The 20,270-nt window shown below is 48.8% G+C and carries 20 protein-coding genes; 9 read left to right on the forward strand and 11 right to left on the reverse strand.

Going from position 1 to position 20,270, the window contains the following annotated elements; genetic code table 11:
- Position 1: 1 nt before the first annotated feature.
- From sctS to MJO57_RS21510, 7 genes are all read right to left on the reverse strand, one after another.
- Positions 2–265: a type III secretion system export apparatus subunit SctS gene (gene sctS / locus MJO57_RS21480; protein ID WP_252018613.1), complete on the reverse strand. Its 264-nt coding sequence runs from the start codon at positions 263–265 to the stop codon at positions 2–4.
- Entirely contained in the window at positions 258–926 is a 669-nt protein-coding gene (gene sctR, locus MJO57_RS21485) for a type III secretion system export apparatus subunit SctR (RefSeq protein WP_252018615.1), read from the reverse strand. Before sctR ends, sctS begins: the two co-directional genes overlap by 8 nt.
- 63 nt (positions 927–989) lie before the next feature.
- Positions 990–1,961, reverse strand: a complete 972-nt coding sequence (gene sctQ, locus MJO57_RS21490; protein ID WP_252018617.1) for a type III secretion system cytoplasmic ring protein SctQ — start codon at positions 1,959–1,961, stop codon at positions 990–992.
- Between the two features lie 8 nt (positions 1,962–1,969).
- Positions 1,970–2,716: a type III secretion HpaP family protein gene (locus MJO57_RS21495; protein WP_252018619.1), complete on the reverse strand. Its 747-nt coding sequence runs from the start codon at positions 2,714–2,716 to the stop codon at positions 1,970–1,972.
- A gap of 12 nt (positions 2,717–2,728) precedes the next feature.
- On the reverse strand, positions 2,729–3,232 hold the full coding sequence (locus MJO57_RS21500) for a YscO family type III secretion system apparatus protein (RefSeq protein ID WP_252018621.1): 504 nt from the start codon (positions 3,230–3,232) through the stop codon (positions 2,729–2,731).
- Positions 3,233–3,236: 4 nt separating this feature from the next.
- Positions 3,237–4,580: a type III secretion system ATPase SctN gene (sctN, locus tag MJO57_RS21505; protein WP_252018622.1), complete on the reverse strand. Its 1,344-nt coding sequence runs from the start codon at positions 4,578–4,580 to the stop codon at positions 3,237–3,239.
- A 321-nt stretch (positions 4,581–4,901) separates the two neighbouring features.
- The gene (locus MJO57_RS21510; protein ID WP_252018624.1) at positions 4,902–5,408 is read right to left on the reverse strand and encodes a type III secretion system chaperone; all 507 of its coding nucleotides are present in this window, start codon (positions 5,406–5,408) and stop codon (positions 4,902–4,904) included.
- Between the two features lie 387 nt (positions 5,409–5,795).
- Between MJO57_RS21510 and MJO57_RS21515 the strand changes: the two genes are divergently transcribed.
- From MJO57_RS21515 to MJO57_RS21540, 6 genes are all read left to right on the forward strand, one after another.
- Entirely contained in the window at positions 5,796–6,854 is a 1,059-nt protein-coding gene (locus MJO57_RS21515; RefSeq protein WP_252017920.1) for a transposase, read from the forward strand.
- A gap of 123 nt (positions 6,855–6,977) precedes the next feature.
- The gene (tadA, locus tag MJO57_RS21520; RefSeq protein WP_305881933.1) at positions 6,978–7,469 is read left to right on the forward strand and encodes a tRNA adenosine(34) deaminase TadA; all 492 of its coding nucleotides are present in this window, start codon (positions 6,978–6,980) and stop codon (positions 7,467–7,469) included.
- A gap of 220 nt (positions 7,470–7,689) precedes the next feature.
- A complete protein-coding gene (purL, locus tag MJO57_RS21525; RefSeq protein WP_252018628.1) occupies positions 7,690–11,622 on the forward strand; it encodes a phosphoribosylformylglycinamidine synthase in 3,933 nt (1,310 codons plus the stop codon).
- 96 nt (positions 11,623–11,718) lie between these two features.
- Positions 11,719–12,126: a glycine zipper 2TM domain-containing protein gene (locus MJO57_RS21530; protein ID WP_252018630.1), complete on the forward strand. Its 408-nt coding sequence runs from the start codon at positions 11,719–11,721 to the stop codon at positions 12,124–12,126.
- A gap of 152 nt (positions 12,127–12,278) precedes the next feature.
- On the forward strand, positions 12,279–12,599 hold the full coding sequence (locus tag MJO57_RS21535; protein WP_252018632.1) for a hypothetical protein: 321 nt from the start codon (positions 12,279–12,281) through the stop codon (positions 12,597–12,599).
- Positions 12,600–12,918: 319 nt separating this feature from the next.
- Positions 12,919–13,767 carry a sulfurtransferase gene (locus tag MJO57_RS21540; protein WP_252018634.1) on the forward strand — a complete coding sequence of 283 codons (849 nt, stop codon included), beginning with the start codon at positions 12,919–12,921 and terminating at the stop codon, positions 13,765–13,767.
- 25 nt (positions 13,768–13,792) lie between these two features.
- Here the strand turns inward: MJO57_RS21540 and MJO57_RS21545 are convergent, their stop codons facing one another.
- On the reverse strand, positions 13,793–13,951 hold the full coding sequence (locus MJO57_RS21545; protein WP_252018636.1) for a hypothetical protein: 159 nt from the start codon (positions 13,949–13,951) through the stop codon (positions 13,793–13,795).
- On the opposite strand from MJO57_RS21545, the gene MJO57_RS21550 reads away from it, so the two are divergent.
- Both MJO57_RS21550 and MJO57_RS21555 read left to right on the forward strand, forming a co-directional pair.
- Positions 13,950–15,464 carry an IS66 family transposase gene (locus MJO57_RS21550; protein ID WP_252017330.1) on the forward strand — a complete coding sequence of 505 codons (1,515 nt, stop codon included), beginning with the start codon at positions 13,950–13,952 and terminating at the stop codon, positions 15,462–15,464. The genes MJO57_RS21545 and MJO57_RS21550 overlap by 2 nt on opposite strands.
- Positions 15,465–15,526: 62 nt before the next feature.
- Positions 15,527–16,891: a class II 3-deoxy-7-phosphoheptulonate synthase gene (locus tag MJO57_RS21555; RefSeq protein ID WP_252018638.1), complete on the forward strand. Its 1,365-nt coding sequence runs from the start codon at positions 15,527–15,529 to the stop codon at positions 16,889–16,891.
- Between the two features lie 47 nt (positions 16,892–16,938).
- Here the strand turns inward: MJO57_RS21555 and MJO57_RS21560 are convergent, their stop codons facing one another.
- Both MJO57_RS21560 and MJO57_RS21565 read right to left on the reverse strand, forming a co-directional pair.
- Positions 16,939–17,832, reverse strand: coding sequence for an IS66 family transposase (locus MJO57_RS21560; protein WP_252018640.1), 894 nt, complete (start codon positions 17,830–17,832; stop codon positions 16,939–16,941).
- Positions 17,799–18,440 (reverse strand): DUF6444 domain-containing protein, encoded by a 642-nt coding sequence (locus MJO57_RS21565; RefSeq protein ID WP_252018642.1) that lies wholly within the window; start codon positions 18,438–18,440, stop codon positions 17,799–17,801. Before MJO57_RS21565 ends, MJO57_RS21560 begins: the two co-directional genes overlap by 34 nt.
- On the opposite strand from MJO57_RS21565, the gene MJO57_RS32865 reads away from it, so the two are divergent.
- The gene (locus tag MJO57_RS32865) at positions 18,439–18,573 is read left to right on the forward strand and encodes a hypothetical protein (protein ID WP_256491812.1); all 135 of its coding nucleotides are present in this window, start codon (positions 18,439–18,441) and stop codon (positions 18,571–18,573) included. The two genes, MJO57_RS21565 and MJO57_RS32865, sit on opposite strands and share 2 nt — an antisense overlap.
- A 208-nt stretch (positions 18,574–18,781) precedes the next feature.
- On the opposite strand, the gene MJO57_RS21570 is transcribed toward MJO57_RS32865, so the two are convergent.
- Positions 18,782–20,143 carry an ISNCY family transposase gene (locus tag MJO57_RS21570; RefSeq protein ID WP_252017318.1) on the reverse strand — a complete coding sequence of 454 codons (1,362 nt, stop codon included), beginning with the start codon at positions 20,141–20,143 and terminating at the stop codon, positions 18,782–18,784.
- Between the last annotated feature and the right edge of the window lie 127 nt (positions 20,144–20,270).

Genomic DNA, 20,270 nt, shown 5'->3' on the forward strand with positions numbered 1-20,270 from the left:
GTCAGAGCCTTTGGAACATGTCCATGATGGCAATCGAGTAGTTATAGATTTCGATGCCTATCCATCGTGAAGTCAGAAAAATACTGATGATGACCGCTACCAGTTTGAACGCAAAAGGCAGGGTCTGCTCCTGAATCTGTGTCAGTGCCTGAATCAAACTGATCAGCAGGCCAACGACTGATGCAGCGATGATAGGGGGCATGGAAAGCAGCAGGGTCAGCCAGAGTGCCTGGGCTGTGAGTGTCAGTATATGCGGGTCATGCATAACTCAGCACCAGTCCGTGAATGAGACGAGTCCAGCCATCCAGCAGTACAAACAGCAAGAGCTTGAAGGGCAGTGATATGGTCATGGGTGACACCATCATCATACCCATGGCCAGCAGTATATTAGAGACAATCAAGTCAATAATGATAAACGGCAGGTAAAGTAGAAAGCCGATTTCAAAGGCTTTGGTTAGTTCAGTGATGCAGTAAGAGGGCATCAGTACAATCAGATCATCAGCGGAGAGTTGGGCCTGGTAGGCTTTAGGCCAGAGTATTCTTGCTGTTTTGAGAAAGAAATTTCTTTCCCTTTCATTGGTATTCTTCCTTAGAAAGTCGCGATAGGGGGTGACCAGCAGTTCAATATTATCCATCAGTTCTTTGCTGTCTTCGGTCTGAAAGCTGATATTCCCCTCTTGAGCGATATCCCAGGCCTCAAAACCTACCGGTGCCATGATGTAAAGCGTCAGGATAATAGCCAGGGCATTCATGGCGATATTGGGAGGAATCTGCTGCAGACCGGTAGCGTTTCTGAGAATGGAAAATACTACAACCAATTTCAGAAAGGACGTACCCATAACCGCAAGAAACGGCACCAGCGCCATTAGCGCCAGTGGGATCATCAAATAAAATGGACTGGTGAGAGTAATTGCTCCGCTTTCCATAGTCGCCTTTTCCAGTCTCAGAGTATGTACAAGAGACTTTACGTTTGGGTGGTCTTAAGGTAATCAGTCGACAATTCTGGTAATACGTGCACCCAGTCGATTATTTACTTGTACAAGCTGGCACTCGGCAATCAATTTGCCACCGGCGCGAACCTTAACCGGTTGTTCAATGGGACGATCCAGCTCAAACACATGGCCAGGCTGAAGAGACAGAACCTCCTGTGCGCTGAATTGCTGTCGCCCCACTTCGAATAAAAGGTCAACCTCAATATCTGACAGGTCGACAGGCTCCTGTTCATGATGCATTTGATCGTCTTCCATTGAGTCCATCCTGTGTTTGATGGTTATTTGAGAATCTTCTGCTTCCCCGACGAAAGCAACATCCGGGCTAACTCTGATAATCAGCTGCTGACCGGTGACGTGGTAATGAAAAAATACAATGTCACCGACACCCAGTGCGCTGGTTTCCTCTTTGGACAGTTTTGCCTGTCCAAGTTCAAGGCCTGCCCAGATAGGTATATCGGTGGATTGTTCCTGGATATGAGTGGGCAGTAGTTTGAGAAGCTCAAAAACAATGGGATTGCTTTCCAGATAGATGGGGTACTGCGTACCGGCTATCTGGATATTCATCGCCAGTTCCGCACGCTTTGATTTATCTGGATTGGCTATCATGTCAGAGAACTTGATGGCAATCCCAAGTCCCTGCATCAGCTGCTCCAGCAGACTCTGCATGCTGTTTTCCAGGGCAGCCAGCATCAATTCTTTCGGGAGTTTGAGCAGTATCTGGCTGTTCAGGCTGTCCGGCATGATGAGGTCAATGAATGCGCTGCCGGTATACAGGGAAACCGGCTGGTGATTAATCTCCAGCTGCATGCAGATAGCGGGCACGTTCTCTGCCGCAATACTGTTTAGTGAAATATCCCACCGGTCCTCATTAACCGGCAGTGCAAGCTCTGTCTGGCGGTTGCTGAGAATTTGGCTAAGCAGCAGCTGCGACGGTGAGACAGAGGGTAGATCAAGAGTTTCTGCTGCCATGGTTTAACCTATGCCTGGTCGTTTTTGGAAGAGTTCTGGTCGTTATCTTCAGCCACGTACTGGTTACGGGAGCGACCATCACTGTTCTGATTATCGCCACCTGACATATTGATATTTACCTGAACCTTGTCGTTAGAGAATCGCTCCGCCAGCATTTTCTGCAAATTGGCTTCATGCTGGGCCAGAAAATTTCCGGCTTCTGCTGATGTGGTATTCATGGTGACGGTCAACTCGCCACCGTGTCTCTGGATTCTGATCTCGGTGCCCGGAAGCACATTGTCCTTCAGGGAGATGCGCACCTCTGCGCCATTCACCGCATCCTTGGCAGAAACCTGTATCTGGTCGGCCAGCTTCTGAAGTGCAGCATCAATTTCTTTTACGCTATTGGCCTGTTGGATCTCACGAAGCTGGACATCGGCTTTAATCGGGTTCTGAGCGTTATTGATCATTGCATGCTCAGAGCCATCGCGCGCATTCTGGAACATATTCTCACCACTCTCTTCACGAGAGCCTTTTTCCTGGCGCCCCTTGATAGCCTCTTTAGAGCTTTTGTTCTGCTCGGCCAGCAAGCTTTCCAGGCTTTGCTCCTTATCGCCTCCTGTCTTTTTCGCTTTGTCCCGACTCTCTTTTGTCATGCGATCAGCAAAGTCGTTAGCCTGCTTTTCGGATACTTTGCTGTTTTGCTGATTAGCATTATTCTGCTGAGGGGGTGGAGTTGGCTGAGTGTTGCCAGTTGGATTCACGCCTGTTGACATGATAATTAACTCCTATTCCTTGGATTTAACGGTAAATTCTTCCATTTCCAGGTCTTCAAGACGTTTGGCCTCTTTTTCAGCCTCTTCATCCTGCACCTTGCAGAACTCCTCAAACTTTTCAACAGCCAACTTGGCCTTATAGTGAGCCTGTTTTGCTGCTTCCAGTACCTGTTCTGCCTCGGTTACCTGCTGTTGTGCTTCTACCACCCGATGTTCTGCATCGGCAATGGCCTGTTCCAGAGAGGCATCTTTCTCTCGTAGCATGGCAACTTTCTGCTTCAGTCGATCCAGATCATGCTGCTGAATACTGGTGTTCATAATGTTATCGTATAGCCGCTGTTCTTCTTGACTGCGCCATACAATATATTCTTCCAGCTCCTGTTGACGCTGAACTACTTCCTGCTTTCGTCGTTCGACCTCCTGATGGGCGAGATCCAGCTCATGCTGACAGCGTTTGACCTCACGTTCAGCAGACTGCTCACGTATATTTTTAACCTTCAGCAGATCATGCAGCATCTTTTCAGTAACCTACGATTTGCTGTAGTTGGGCAATCGTCTGATCGAGTGGCATCAGTTCATCCGTTCTCTGTTTGAGAAAAGACCGAATGATTTCAATTTTCTGGATTGCTTCGTCAGCCAGTGGGTCAGCCCCCTGTTTGTATTCGCCTACTTTTACCAGCAACTCAATATCTTCGTATTTTGACATCAAGGCTCTCGCTTTATTGACCGCTGCACGATGTTCTTCGGTAGTAATGGCATTCATGACACGGCTGGCACTGGCAAGCACATCAATCGCCGGGTAGTGGCCGGATGCGGCAAGCTTTCGGGAAAGAATAATATGACCATCAAGAATCGAGCGGGTTTCATCCGCGACCGGCTCAGTCATGTCATCTCCTTCAACCAGCACGGTATAGAGTGCCGTAATGGAGCCTACATCGGACATTCCTGTCCGCTCCATCAGCTTGGGGAGGGTGGCAAACACTGAAGGCGGAAAACCCCGGCGGGTCGGTGGTTCTCCAGCGGCTAATCCGATTTCACGCTGAGCACGGGCAAAACGGGTGACAGAGTCCATCAGCAGCAGAACCCGTTTACCTTTATCCCGGAAAAACTCAGCAACGGCTGTCGCTGTGTACGCGGCTTTGGAACGCTCCATAGAGGACTTGTCAGAGGTCGCCACAATAATAACGGACTTCTTGACCCCTTCAGGCCCAAGGTCGTGCTCGATGAACTCCCGCAGTTCCCGTCCCCGTTCACCGATCAGGGCAAGCACGGTGACATCGACTTCAGCTCCCTTAACCAGCATGGACAAAAGGGTACTCTTACCACCACCAGCAGCAGCAAAGATGCCCATTCTCTGACCTTCACCGCAGGTCAGAACACCATCAATGGCTTTAACGCCCAGAGGAATAGGATGATCAATGATTCTCCGGCTCATGGGGTCGGGAGCATCGGTATAAACCGGATAATGAGCTTCGGGTTCAATACCATCAAATGCGTCTGGGTTTAATGGATTGCCCATACCGTCCAGCACATGCCCTAACAGGTGAGGGCCAACGGCTACGTGATGTACTTTGCCCGTTGGGATAACTTCAGTGGTGGAGGAGATCCCCATAATTTCACCCAGGGGGGATAGCACAGTTTCATGTCCCTGGAAGCCTACCACTTCAGCGTATGAATTCCGGTCGCCGTCATCAGGATTATTGGGGGATACCAGCTGACAAAGCTCGCCAATTTTGACACCGGGCACAGCCGCTTTGATGATCATGCCCTGAACTTCAGTAACACGACCACGGATATCAATCAGCCTGCCGCTTTCAACGGTATTTTGCAGTGCGCTGGTGAGGTAGTTAAAAGTTTGAGCCAACGTGATGCCTCCATTGTTTTTCTTTCTATGGATGTGACGCTATCGAGATCCTTCTGATCTATATGCCGATACTTCAAGAGTCCAGTATTACCCGCCCTGAGGCTATGAAGTCATTATCCAGATGCGGCAGAGTATAGTTCTTCTACTCAATACGTGGCTGAAAACTGGATAAAGGATTCCCGAATCCATTACAGGCTTCTACTTCTCTTTTCGGCCTGATGGTTTCGAGCTGAAATAATGCTGAAAAATAGATGTAGGTAGAGGGGGCAGAAAAAAAAGAAGGGTTACGAAAACCCTTCTTTGTGCTGAATATTCTGGGAGTTACACCATCATTCCCATATCACCCGGTCCTCCGGGCGCTCCTCCGGGACCGCTTTGGGGGCGGGGAGGTGTCGAGGTTGAAGCGGCCTGATCCTGCTTGGAATCATCCAGCTCATTGACACACCATTCCAGAGTGTTAACGAACTTTTCCAATGTTGACTCAAACAAACCGTAATCACAGGAAGCCTGAAGAGAACGAATCAACAGTACTTCAGTTTTGTCATGATTTAATGCCAGGAAGGCACCCTGCATACTATGGTGCTGGAGGTTCAGTGAACACATTTTTTCCAGCAATGCAGTTTTTTCCGGGCTGTCATGGGTAATCATTGGTCGAACAGAAGCAACAAATACCAGTGCTTCATCATCTTCCAGATACTCCATATTAACGATTAAGGTATCGTCAAAACACAGCCCACAGGCATCGTGTTCGTTTAATTTGAGTTCTCCCAGGCCGATGCTCTGGGCAAAGTGTTGTAGATGTTGTTCTACATTCTGCTTGAAAGACATCAGGCCCTTCCCTCCACTGATTTATTTTTCACCGATTTATTTTTCATAGTTGAGCAATTTATTGTTGATAATCTATTTATAGCTTAGACACTATATATAGCTCAGACATTCCTCATGGGGAAAAAATCCATAGATTTAATCGGCTGATTGTCACATTTCATAAAAAGCTTAAAAGAAATGCTCAAATCAAGGGATGAAAAGACTGCCGATTTCCTTCATGATACGACATCACTGAAGGTTATCAGGATCTGTTGATACAGGTTTTCTACTCGGTAAAAGCACAGTACGCTTCTGTTCAGCAGTTGGAAAACCGGAACACTTTTATCTTTAAGTTGCCTTAATAACTCAAGTTACGCACCTTGCTGAAAATCAGCCATTATTGGTGGCATGAAAAATGATCTCATAGAACTTTATTCTGACTACCTGTTGTCGTCGTCTGGGAAGACCACTGCAACGGGAGTGTCAGAGCTTTTGGATAATGTCTACAGTCATGACCAATTCACCCGATTGCTTTCAAACAATGAGTTTACCAGTCGTGACTTATGGCTTTACGTTAAACCCGTCGTGCGACAGGTTGAGTGCAGTGATGGGGTTTTGATCTTTGACGATACGATTCAGGAAAAGCAGTTCAGCAAAGAGAATGCCCTGAACACCTGGCATTTTGATCATACAAAAAATCGCACCGTGAAAGGTATAAATCTGCTCAATGCACACTACCATGCCGGAGATGCGTCGATTCCTGTCGCCTATAAATTGATCGAGAAAACCATCCTGTACACCGACTTGAAGACAAAAAAGGTAAGACGATATGCAGAGCAAACCAAAAATGAAATGATGCGGGAGATGCTGATGATTTGCTGCCATAACCAGCTTATGTTCCGCTATGTCCTTGCAGATAGCTGGTTTTGCTCAAACGACAATATGATGTTTATTCGACACGACTGTAATAAACATTTCCTGATGGCGATGAAGTCAAACCGCAAGGTATCCCTCAGTCTGGACGACAAATTACAAGGCCGTTCACAGCGTATAGATACTGTTGATTTTTCAGAAGATAAGCCTGTACAAGGGTGGATAGCAGGTGTCGATTTCCCTGTTCTGCTATACCGTCAGGTCTTTAAAAACAAAGACGGAAGCACAGGCATTCTCTATCTGGTTTGCAGCGATCTTGACTGTGATGCCGAGACTCTCAAGGCAATCTACGAGAAACGGTGGAAAGTCGAGGTCTTCCATAAAACGCTGAAATCGAATGCGTCAATGGCCAAGTCACCGGCGCATACTGTGAGAACACAGAGTAATCATATCTTTCTTTCAATTTACTCAGCCTTCAGGTTGGAAGTATTGTCATTGAAAGTAAATCTGAATCACTTTCAGCTCAGAGCCAAAATCTATATGGCAGGGCTGAAAGCTTCGTTGGGGCAGCTGAGAGAGCTGTTAGCTGCGTAACTTCAGTTAATAATGCCGCCGGTATTCCCGGACTGCCTCCCGGGTCAATTCTATCGGCGGGTTCACGCTGAGTAACGAGCCCCGGATCAACAGAGCCTAATGTTGTTTGGTAGATAATTTGTGATTGATGACGCCATCTGGATGAAAGAAGCCCTGCGAGAAGCGGACAAAGGTCGTATTATGGGCGAGGTTCCTGTCGGTGCTGTGGTGGTTAAGGGGGGTCAGATTATCGCCAGGGCCTGTAATCAACCCATTTCATCCTGCAACCCGGTTGCCCATGCTGAGATTCTGGTACTTCAGTCAGCTGCAGCTGCCATTGGTAATTACCGGTTACTGGATTGCGACCTCTATGTCACGCTGGAACCCTGTACCATGTGTGCGGGTGCCATTGTCCACAGTCGGATTCGCCGCCTGATTTACGGTGCAGCAGAACCGAAGGCTGGAGCCGTTGCCAGCGCTGCGAGGGTTCTTGAGCAGTCTCAGATGAACCACCGGGTAGAGGTTACCGCTGGAGTCCTGCAGGCGGAATGCAGTGAAATGATCAGTGATTTTTTCCGTTTTCGGCGCCAACAGATCCGTGAAGCGAGAAGAAACCAGCTTTTTGTTGATAAATAGCGTAAGAAATGCCCTGGGACTGCTGGTTTCCGCAGGCGGGTTTCGATTATCATAGTCGGCCTTTGATCATCCCCCTGAGTTGAGAGGCTATAGCATAAGGACTGGCTTGTAATCCCATCAGGAAGTGGCCATTCGTGCGGCTTGCTGATGCTCATTATTATTAGCTTGTCCAGACTGTGGCTCCTCATCGCTGTTAATTGGCCCGAGGACAGACCAGAACATGCTGATACTGCGTGGCGCCCCTGCACTTTCCCAGTTCCGCAGTCAAAAGCTGCTTAGTCATTTACAGAGTAGAGTGCCAGAGATCTCCTGTGTTGTTGCTGAATTCCAGCATTATGTCAAAATCCAGTCATCCGGTGAAAAAGGGCTAAGTGAAAGGCAGGCGGATATTCTGGCCAGACTTTTGACATACGGTCCAAAGATTCACCCGGCAGCGCAAGAATCAGAAAGTGCTGCCTTTCAGATAGAATTTCTGGTGGTTCCCCGTCCGGGCACGATTTCCCCCTGGTCCAGTAAAGCATCCGATATTGCTCACAATTGTGGCCTTGGTATGGTCCAGCGAATCGAGCGAGGCGTTCGGTTTTTGGTGTTTTCGGGCGTTCAACTCTCCACTGTGCAGGAAGCGCTGATTGCAGACCTGCTGCACGACCGGATGACTCAGGCAGTTTTTCGTGATGAGGGTGAAATCCCAAAACTGTTTGCTGAGTCCGAGCCTGCTCCAATGACGGCGGTGTCCGTTCTGGAGTGCGGCATAGAAGCATTGGCTGAGGCCAATCAGTCCCTCGGTCTGGCATTGGCAGATGATGAAATCGACTATCTGGTGGAGAGCTACCAAAAGCTCGAACGGGATCCTACTGATGTTGAATTGATGATGTTTGCCCAGGCGAACTCAGAACACTGTCGTCATAAAATTTTTAATGCGTCCTGGAGTATTGATGGTGAAGAGCAGGATCTTTCCCTGTTCAAGATGATCCGAAATACCCACGCCTTGCACAGTGAAGGGGTGTTATCGGCCTACAAAGATAATGCTTCGGTCATTGAAGGCTTCCATTCAAAGCGTTTTTATCCGGAACCTGAGAGCCGTGAATATGGTTTCAATGAGGAAGACATTCATATCCTCATGAAGGTAGAAACTCACAACCACCCCACCGCCATTGCACCATGGGCAGGAGCAGCAACCGGTTCTGGTGGTGAAATTCGCGATGAAGGAGCCACGGGAAAGGGATCCAGGCCCAAGGCTGGTCTTACCGGATTTACCGTGTCTAACCTGAACATTCCGGGCTATGAACAGCCCTGGGAACTGGATTATGGTAAGCCTGACCGTATTGTCTCACCACTGGGGATCATGATTGATGGCCCATTGGGCGGTGCTGGCTTTAATAACGAGTTTGGTCGCCCAAACCTCTGTGGCTATTTCCGTACCTTTGAAGCCAGCGTAAAAGGTGCAGCTGGTTATGAGGTTCGTGGGTATCACAAACCGATCATGCTGGCCGGTGGTCTTGGCAATATAAAAGCAGAACACGTTGAAAAAGGAGAAATCCCGGTCGGTGCCAAGCTGATTGTTCTGGGTGGTCCTGCCATGCAGATAGGCCTGGGGGGTGGAGCAGCCTCTTCCATGACATCGGGTGAAGGACAGGAAGATCTGGACTTTGCCAGCGTACAGCGTGACAACCCGGAAATGGAACGTCGCTGTCAGGAAGTGATTGACCGTTGCTGGCAACAGGGGGACAGAAATCCCATCGAATTTATCCACGATGTTGGGGCCGGTGGTCTGTCAAACGCACTTCCTGAGCTGGTCAGTGATGGTGGCCGGGGAGGGCACTTTCAACTGCGTGCCATTCATAATGATGAGCCGGGCATGTCGCCGCTGGCGCTCTGGTGTAATGAATCCCAGGAGCGCTATGTCATGGCAGTGGCCGCAGAAAACCTTTCCCGATTTGAGGAGATCTGTCAGCAGGAGCGTTGTCCTTATGCGGTGGTCGGTGAAGCAACAGAAGAACAGCGACTGGTGCTGGATGACAGTCATTTCAGGAACCGTCCGGTCGATATGCCGCTGGAGGTACTGCTGGGTAAACCCCCCAGGATGCATCGTCAGGTTCAACGTCAGTCGTTTGAACGTGATCCCCTGGAATTGACCGGCGTCAAACTGCTTGAGGCGATGGAACGGGTTTTGAAATTGCCCTCTGTCGCCAGCAAAAGTTTCCTGATCACTATTGGCGACAGAACGATTACCGGTCTGGTCAATCGTGATCAGATGGTGGGCCCCTGGCAGGTACCTGTGGCTGATTGTGCAGTTACCGCAACGGCTTTTCAGGGGTATACCGGTGAAGCCATGTCGATGGGTGAACGTACGCCGCTCGCACTGATCAACGCACCCGCTTCCGGTCGTATGGCGATTGGTGAGGCAATCACTAATATTGCCGCTGCCCGAATCGGGAAAATGGGAGACATCAAACTGTCGGCCAACTGGATGGCAGCAGCAGGCCATCCGGGTGAAGATGAAAACCTGTTTGATACCGTCAAAGCCGTCGGTATTGAGTTTTGTCCGGCACTAGGGATTGCTATTCCGGTGGGTAAAGACTCCATGTCCATGAGAACCCGGTGGCAGGAAAAGGGTGAAGAAAAAAGCGTTACCTCGCCATTGTCGTTGGTTATCTCGGCCTTTGCCCCGGTTCAGGATATTCGCAAGACCGTGACGCCACAACTAAGGACGGATCAGGGTGATACCGACCTGCTATTAATTGATCTTGGTCGTGACCATAACCGACTGGGTGGTTCGGCACTGGCTCAGGTGTATGGTCAGGTAGGCGACTCTGCGCCGGATGTTAACTCTCCGGAAGACCTGAAAGGTTTCTTTAATGCCATTCAGGAGCTGATGGAGAAAGATCTCTTGCTGGCCTATCACGACCGCTCTGATGGCGGTCTGTTTACCACCCTGATTGAAATGGCTTTTGCCGGTCATACGGGTATTGCTGTGGATCTGGATAAGCTGGCAGGCAACCAGTCCATGGTTTTGCCTGCGCTGTTCAGTGAAGAGCTTGGTGCGGTTATCCAGGTGCGTCATCGTGATAAAGGGGTTGCCAAGGATATACTGGCTCAGCACGGGCTGGCCGCCTGTTCCCACACCATTGGTACTCTGGCCGCTGATCAGCGGGTATCTTTCCGCTTTAATGGTTCCGAACTGGTGAGTGAAAGCCGGATCAAGTTCCAGCGCTGGTGGGCAGAAACCAGTTATCGTATTCAGGCGCTGCGGGACAACCCGGAATGTGCACGACAGGAATACGATAACCTGCTGGATGACCGTGATGACGGTCTCCACACCTCATTGCCCTTCGATATCTCCCTGGATGTGGCTGCTCCCTACATCAACACCGGTGTCCGTCCAGCCATGGCCATTTTGCGGGAGCAGGGGGTCAATGGTCAGGTAGAGATGGCCGCCGCATTTGACCGGACTGGTTTCCAAACGGTGGATGTGCACATGGGTGACATCCTGTCCGGCCGTCGGACTTTAGATCGGTTCAACGGTCTGGTGGCCTGTGGTGGTTTCTCTTATGGTGATGTCCTGGGGGCTGGAGAAGGTTGGGCCAAGTCCATTCTCTTTAATGAACAGGCCCGTGACCAGTTTGCCCGATTCTTTGATCGTCGCGACAGTTTTGCCCTGGGTGTGTGCAATGGCTGTCAGATGCTTTCCAATCTGCATGATTTGATTCCCGGTGCTGAATACTGGCCACACTTTGTCCGCAACCAATCAGAGCAGTTTGAAGCGCGGGTGGCGATGGTTGAGGTTCAGAAGAGCCGCTCAATTTTCTTCCAGGGGATGGACGGTGCCCGTATGCCAATCGCTGTTGCCCACGGAGAAGGGCATGCCGAATTTGCCGATCCGGCTCATCTCGAGCGGCTGGCCATCAGTGGTCAGGTGTCTTTGAAGTTTGTGGATAATCAGGGTCAGCCCACCATACGCTATCCCTATAATCCCAATGGTTCGGCCCAGGGAGTGACAGGCCTGACCTCTGCTGATGGTCGTGTAACCATTATGATGCCCCATCCTGAGCGGGTATTCCGAACGGTTCAAAACAGCTGGCATCCACATCACTGGGGTGAAGATGCTCCGCTGATGAGGATGTTCCGGAACGCACGGGTCTGGGTAGGCTAACAGGAAGTACTTCAGGTGTAAGGAGTTGAAGTCATGAATTTGAGAAGCTATTGGTTCGTATTGCCCATCACTTTTGTCATTCTATTGTCAGGCTGCATGACGGACAGTACGGGGACAACCTACTCAAGCAGTGAAGCCCGTCGAATTCAACAGGTCAGCTTTGGTACTATTTCCGAACTCCAGTACGTAAAACTGCAAGGTACTGAGGGTGCGGTAGGGACTGTTGCTGGTGCGGCGATTGGTGGTATTGCGGGTTCAAGCGTTGGCGGCGGCAGAGGCAGTGATATTGCCGCTATTCTGGGCGGAGTTGCTGGTGGTGTATTGGGAAATATGGCTGAGAAAGAGTTGACCACACAGCAGGGCATTGAAATGACCATAAGGCTTGACAGTGGTAAATATATTTCAGTGGTTCAGGAGGTTGACCCAAAAGCACCCTTGCAGGTTGGTGATAGTGTTAAAATTCTGACCCGGGGGAACACAACTCGAGTTGTTCGAGTCCGATAAATCGATGGAACGGGGCTTTGTTTCCGTTCTTGAAACCCCTCTTTCGAGATACAGATCTGACCCACTGGTGGATAAAGGTCGTCGAAGACGGGGCGGCTCTGCTTTAATTAAATCTGCGGTTCAGGGGCGCTGCGCTTGTGAGTCTCAGGAGCATGGGTGAGATGGTTATGAGCAACAAGATAATGGCAATAGTAGCGGTTCTTCTCCTGCTTGGTGCGGCAGGTTGGTTTTTTCTGAGCAAAAATGACGGACCTGAAGAGCTACCTGTGACGGATGTCATTACAATACAGCAGGACGTATTACAAACGCCGATGGAAGATCGTGCCGACTCTACAGATATGGAATTTGACGAGTTATCAGAAGAAACCCGGATCATTCTGGTTGAGCCTGATAACGGAGAGCTGAGTGACCTGCTTTCGGAAAAAGTGCTTCGTGACGGCAAGATAGTGGACAAGTCTAAAACCGGTCAATGATTAAAATGTGAGATATGTCTCACATTTTTCCGCGTAATCACTGCTATTGCCAAAGCAAGTGTATTGATAGTGTAAATCTTGCATGGATGCACTAATCACATGGATGTGAACCCACCAGTTCTGCTGGTGGTTTTTTTTACTTACCTACAGAACCTTTCTTTTGTACTCCGATTATCAGGACGTCTTGCAAAGCTCCCATCATTTTTTTACCGTGTGAAAAGAAAATTAAACTGTCATAAGTGTTTTATGGTGGAGTATTAGCTGCAACCGCAGGTCTTGTATAAGGGCTAACGGGGAGCAGCCAGACCGAGGTAAGTAGATGCCTTTATTAATTGAGCCGGAGATGCTGGCCACTCTCTTGAAAGATCAATGTCTGGTTGTTCTGGATACTCGATTCAGCCTTGCTGACCCGGAACAGGGGCGGGTGATGTATAACCAGGGACATATTCCGGGAGCTCTCTATGCTGATCTTGAAGCGGATCTCTCCGGTTTGATTATTCCTGGTCAAACCGGCAGGCATCCACTGCCTGATCAGGCAGACTGGCAGGCAACGCTGCGGCGTTGGGGGATTGATAAGCATACCCGGGTTGTTGTCTATGATGATGGAGGTCATGCCATGGCGGCAAGGGCCTGGTGGTTGCTACGCTGGGCCGGTATATCTCAGGCTATGATTCTGCACGGCGGCATGAAAGCCTGGCTGGCAGGTCGTTATCCTGTGACCATCGATGTGTCTGAGATGACAGAAAGTCAGGGTGATTTTACCATGGGTCATATGCCAACGGTTTCAGCGTTGGATCTCATGGCGCAGATAGAGACTGAAGCAGGTAGGCCTGGGCATAAGCTGATTGATGCCAGGGCTTATGAACGATTTCGTGGAGAAGAAGAAACCATGGATTCGCAGGCTGGACATATTCCCGGGGCCGTATGTCATCCGTTTGTTGACAATCTGGATGAAGAGGGCCGCTTTCTTTCAGTGAATCGCTTGCGAGAAATCTTTTCGTCACTGGTTGGTGATGATTCCCGGCCAGTCTTCTACTGTGGTTCCGGGGTTACTGCCTGCCACAATATTTTTGCCATGGAGCTTGCTGGTTTGTCGGGTGCAACATTGTATCCCGGCTCATGGAGCGAGTGGATAACAGACTCCCGGCGTCCTGTTGCCAGGGGCTAATAGCCGTCATTCAGAGTTCGGCTAATCAGCGATAATATCCTGATATCATCTTCCATAATGAATCATGTGAAAACCCCAGAGCCTTGATGATTTGTAACTGTTCAGCACCCCCACATAAATCTGGAATTTTCTGATTTTTATACCATCCTCTTAAGCACCATTTTTCCACAATATTCGCCAGCATGATTCCAGAACTACCCGCAACTATGTCGGCTGAGATTCTCTTGAAAGAGAATGCAGAGCTGCGGATGAGAGTTGCCTGTCTGGAAGAGCGATGTCGAGAATTGGAAGAAAAGGTTGGCAAGAACAGTCAAAACAGCAGCAAGCCGCCATCGTCTGATGGTTATCAAAAACCTTGTAAAAACAGTAATTCTCCAGATCATTCTGACGACCTTTCCGCAGATAAAGGTACCGATCCATCGGATGAAAAACCCAATCCTAAAAGTCTGAGACAGTCTTCTGGTAATAAAGCCGGTGGAAAGAAAGGGCATCAGGGCACTTGTCTTAAACAGGTCGATATCCCTGACTATATTGAGTACCTTCCGGTTAAAGAATGCAATAAATGTCAGGCGTCTCTTCTTGATAGTGAGCCGGTCAAATATATTGAACGACAGGTGTTTGAACCAGGGAGACCGGGTGAATTTGAAGTAACGGCCCATAGAGCTGAAGTAAAAATCTGCACTTGTGGTTGTCGGAATCAGGCTGAATTCCCGGAAGGTGTTACCGCTGCCGCACAATATGGCTCAGCCACACAGGCTATGGCCGTCTATCTTAACCAATACCATTTCCTGCCTTTTAAGCGCGTGTCAGAGTATTTTAATACTCTCTATAAAATGAGTGTAAGTGCAGGCACTGTCGCCAATTTTGTGGCCAGAACCTATGAAAATCTGGCTTCTACTGAAGAGGTTATTCGTGACGCCTTGCGGGAATCGTCTGTTGCCGGAGCCGATGAAACGGGTATGCGGGCCGAGGGCTCTTTGCACTGGCTACACGTTATGCGGGATGAACAATGGACGCTCTACTACTTGTCTGAAAAGCGAGGTCGTGAGGCCATGGACACGATGGGCATACTGCTAACATTTGCAGGCGTTCTGGTTCATGATCATTGGAAATCCTATTTTGCATATGCGGCAACTCACGTACTTTGCAATGCCCATCACCTGAGGGAGCTTTTGGGTGTTGTTGATAGGGACAGCAATCAACTGGCGTTGCGATTGATGAAGCTACTGAGGCTTTCCTGGCATTACTGCAAGGGCTTTAAGACCATAGGTATGCTACAGATGCCAAGTGTTGTCTGTGAACGAATCGAGAAGATTTATGACCGGTTGCTTCAGCGGGCTCTAATGAAAGAAGTCGTCTATATGGAGAAGCAACGAGAGGAGCTTAAGCGCAAGAAAGTCAAGAATACTAAAGCTTACAATCTCTTCAAACGACTCACTGAGTTCAAGGCTGAGACACTGCGCTTCATGTCAGATTTTACCATTCCCTTCGATAACAATGGCAGTGAGCGGGATGTTCGAATGGCCAAGTTAAAGCAGAAAATCTCAGGCTGCTTCAGGAGTGCAGACGGTGGTTCTATGTTTGCACGGATTCGCAGCTATTTGTCGTCTGCCAGAAAACAGGGAATGGACATATATCAATCACTTCATAGAGCTGTTCGGAATTACTGTAATATGCCTTTGCTCAGTGCTGAATAGTTACGATGATTTTATTCAGGTAGAATGGATGTTTTTAGTGGGTGTGAAGAGCTGGTGACTTAATGAATTCATGGACTGTTGATAGCTGGAGACATATGCCATTGCTCCAGCTGCCAGAATATCCCGATCAGGAAAAGTTGAGCCGGGTTGAGCAAGAACTTGCTGCAATGCCGCCACTGGTTTTTGCGGGTGAAGTGAATGAATTGACCAACCGACTGGCTGAAGCCACAGAAGGCAAAGCCTTTCTGTTGCAAGGTGGTGATTGTGCAGAGAGCTTTCTGGAATTCTCGGCCAATAACATCCGTGACACGTTTAAAGTCATGATGCAGATGGCCGTGGTGCTCACCTTTGGTGCTGCCTGTCCGGTAATTAAAGTAGGACGTTTAGCCGGACAGTTTGCCAAGCCAAGAACGTCCGGTACTGAAATCATCAATGGTGTTGAGTTGCCGATCTATCGCGGCGACATCATTAACGGCACCGAGTTTACGCGGGCTGCCCGTGACCCGGATCCCCAGAGGATGCTGAAAGCCTATCACCAGGCAGCGTCTACGTTGAACCTGCTGCGAGCCTTTGCCCAGGGTGGCCTCGCTTCTCTGGAGCAAGTGCATTCCTGGAACCTGGACTTTGTTTCAAACAGCCCTCACTCTGATCAGTACCGCTACATGGCTGACCGAATTGATGAATCACTGAACTTCATGAAAGCCTGTGGGATTACTGCAGAGCATTCATCCACCATTCGGGAAACCGCATTTTATACCTCTCATGAAGCGCTGCTATTGCCCTACGAACAGGCACTGAGCCGCCGTGACAGCCTGTCTGGTGACTGGTATGACTGCTCAGCCCATATGCTCTGGGTCGGTGACCGTACCCGTCAGGTAGATGGTGGTCATGTTGAGTTTGTTCGTGGTATTCAAAATCCGATTGGTTTGAAAGCGGGCCCATCCCTGTCACCGGATGACCTGATTCGACTGATTGACCTGATCAACCCGGAGAATATGCCTGGCAAGCTCAACATCATTGTTCGTATGGGGGCTGACAAGGTAGAAACAGGCCTGCCGCCGTTGTTGAGAGCTGTTCAGCGTGAAGGGCGCAATGTGCTCTGGAGCTGTGATCCAATGCACGGGAATACCTATAAGGCTGGCAACGGCTATAAAACCCGTGAAGTGTCGCAAATTCTTACAGAAGTCGAGCAGTTCTTTGCGGTCCACCGGGCCGAGGGAACCTATGCTGGTGGTGTCCATTTTGAAATGACCGGTCAGAATGTGACAGAGTGTGTAGGTGGTGCCAATGCCGTGACTGAAGATCATCTGGGCAATCGCTATCATACCCACTGTGACCCTCGCCTGAACGCCGATCAGGCACTGGAACTGGCATTTCTGATTGCTGATACGTTGAATAAATGCCGAAAGTTAAGAGAGATAAAATAGTCAAGGCTCAATCATGTAGGACTTGGGACAATCTCATTTGGCCGTAACTATTCAGCACTGAGCAAAGGCATATTACAGTAATTCCGAACAGCTCTATGAAGTGATTGATATATGTCCATTCCCTGTTTTCTGGCAGACGACAAATAGCTGCGAATCCGTGCAAACATAGAACCACCGTCTGCACTCCTGAAGCAGCCTGAGATTTTCTGCTTTAACTTGGCCATTCGAACATCCCGCTCACTGCCATTGTTATCGAAGGGAATGGTAAAATCTGACATGAAGCGCAGTGTCTCAGCCTTGAACTCAGTGAGTCGTTTGAAGAGATTGTAAGCTTTAGTATTCTTGACTTTCTTGCGCTTAAGCTCCTCTCGTTGCTTCTCCATATAGACGACTTCTTTCATTAGAGCCCGCTGAAGCAACCGGTCATAAATCTTCTCGATTCGTTCACAGACAACACTTGGCATCTGTAGCATACCTATGGTCTTAAAGCCCTTGCAGTAATGCCAGGAAAGCCTCAGTAGCTTCATCAATCGCAACGCCAGTTGATTGCTGTCCCTATCAACAACACCCAAAAGCTCCCTCAGGTGATGGGCATTGCAAAGTACGTGAGTTGCCGCATATGCAAAATAGGATTTCCAATGATCATGAACCAGAACGCCTGCAAATGTTAGCAGTATGCCCATCGTGTCCATGGCCTCACGACCTCGCTTTTCAGACAAGTAGTAGAGCGTCCATTGTTCATCCCGCATAACGTGTAGCCAGTGCAAAGAGCCCTCGGCCCGCATACCCGTTTCATCGGCTCCGGCAACAGACGATTCCCGCAAGGCGTCACGAATAACCTCTTCAGTAGAAGCCAGATTTTCATAGGTTCTGGCCACAAAATTGGCGACAGTGCCTGCACTTACACTCATTTTATAGAGAGTATTAAAATACTCTGACACGCGCTTAAAAGGCAGGAAATGGTATTGGCCATAGCCTGTGTGGCTGAGCCATATTGTGCGGCAGCGGTAACACCTTCCGGGAATTCAGCCTGATTCCGACAACCACAAGTGCAGATTTTTACTTCAGCTCTATGGGCCGTTACTTCAAATTCACCCGGTCTCCCTGGTTCAAACACCTGTCGTTCAATATATTTGACCGGCTCACTATCAAGAAGAGACGCCTGACATTTATTGCATTCTTTAACCGGAAGGTACTCAATATAGTCAGGGATATCGACCTGTTTAAGACAAGTGCCCTGATGCCCTTTCTTTCCACCGGCTTTATTACCAGAAGACTGTCTCAGACTTTTAGGATTGGGTTTTTCATCCGATGGATCGGTACCTTTATCTGCGGAAAGGTCGTCAGAATGATCTGGAGAATTACTGTTTTTACAAGGTTTTTGATAACCATCAGACGATGGCGGCTTGCTGCTGTTTTGACTGTTCTTGCCAACCTTTTCTTCCAATTCTCGACATCGCTCTTCCAGACAGGCAACTCTCATCCGCAGCTCTGCATTCTCTTTCAAGAGAATCTCAGCCGACATAGTTGCGGGTAGTTCTGGAATCATGCTGGCGAATATTGTGGAAAAATGGTGCTTAAGAGGATGGTATAAAAATCAGAAAATTCCAGATTTATGTGGGGGTGCTGAACAGTTACAACCGCCGAGAGATTTCTTAACGCCTTTATTAATTCCCTTGTAGTAGCTAGTTCTCGTCCAAAAACGCATCAGGCAATCATAATTAGATTGTACGTTCGTTTTTATATTTCCTGAAATTCCAGAGAGCCGCAAAAACTCTTCCCTTTTTTTCTCTAATCTGGGACGGATATTGGAGAAAAACGCGAAAAGCAGGCAGAAAACATCCTCCCACCATGCTGGAAAGGTACTTTCATGTAGCGTGGAGGTGGCTATCAGGATGGTGCCGGGTGTCTGGCCAGAATCACCAGGTTGTAACAGACCACCGATAACCAGCAATGAGAATCAAAACGCTCAGAACCCTTGCAGTGGCAACGTGATAGCCCAAAACATCTCTTTAGCCACGAAATTCCCGCTTCAATACCTGCCCGGAAGCGAAAGAGCGTTTTATACACATACTGACTTTTAGTCATCTCTTCGACTTCAAGTCCGCGCTTCTTATTAAAAGCTACATCGCTGATTCCCATGGCCTTGGCTTTTTCCAAATTAGCGCGACACGCGTATCCGCCGTCACCGCTTGTCTGGCGAGGTACACGACCATAAATTTCTTTTTGTCTTTCCATCATCGGAATGAATTGGTCCGAATCCGCTGGGTTACCTTCCTCAATAACCAGGTCCAGGATCAATCGACTTTTTCCCTGAACCAGGTTCAGTTTATGGCCATACTGTACTTGCCGCCTGTCTTTTACGATGATATCCGTATGGGGTTCATACAGGCTAACCACTTTTTCCTGGGCTGGCACCTTTTCACCCTTAAAGACCCTGCGCTCTGTCTGGGAGACTATTGCATCCACCAGGGGTAACAGGTGATCCACATCGGCCTGCCACTTGTCGGCATCATCAGCCAGGAGACACTGCCCCTGCTGACGGGCGTTTGCTAGCGTGACAGTAGCTTCGATAAGTACCTTCCGGGATTTTCGGGTCAACTGCAGCAGTTTTTTATAATGCTGATGCCGCTCTTCTTTGCCAGCGTAGATGCATTTTCTGGCCGCATCTTTTACGGCTCGGTTGTGATGGGTATATTCATAAAGCGGTGTCGCTGTCAGTGTTTGTCCCCGTTCCAGCAGCCGACAAATTTCTTTAACGGAACTGGCTAAAAGATCACTGTCGCAAGGAGGTTTGATATCCGATTCGGTGACTGTGCTGTCAATAGCCACAGTGCGCCCTTTTTCAATACCCTGATCTTTAGCGGTCATTAGCTGACAGTTATTAATCCGTTCCCATGTAGATGCAGTAAGAAGGCTGATGAGCCCATGCAAACTGGAGCGACTGGGGCGCTGGTTTGGTTCGAGGCGACAAAAGTCTCGAAAGAGCATGGAGTCCATCAAAACAAACGACAAGTAGTCATAATCACAATTCAAATACTGTTTCAGGAGTGCCGCACGAAGAACGGATTCTGCTGATAGTCCGTTCCGCCCAGTGTTCTGTTTATCACCAGAACTTAAGTCCTCATAAATCCAGTCATTGAACTGTGGATGGGCGTCAAGCCATTGCGAGATACCGGAAAGCTGGGAGCAGATTTCATGAGGTACGTAATGGAGTTCCATACTACACTGCGGGTTGCGTTTTTTGCGCATTTGGAGTCCTCTGTTTTTGGCAATCCCTTATGTTTCTTGCTCTTGGGAAGTTTAGTCGCCAGATAGCAGTAGGGCTCCACTTAATTTTTCAGGATAAAATCTACAGTTTTCAATTGGTTGTGTTTTT

It is taken from the genome of Endozoicomonas sp. SCSIO W0465 (assembly GCF_023716865.1).
GTDB lineage: Bacteria > Pseudomonadota > Gammaproteobacteria > Pseudomonadales > Endozoicomonadaceae > Endozoicomonas.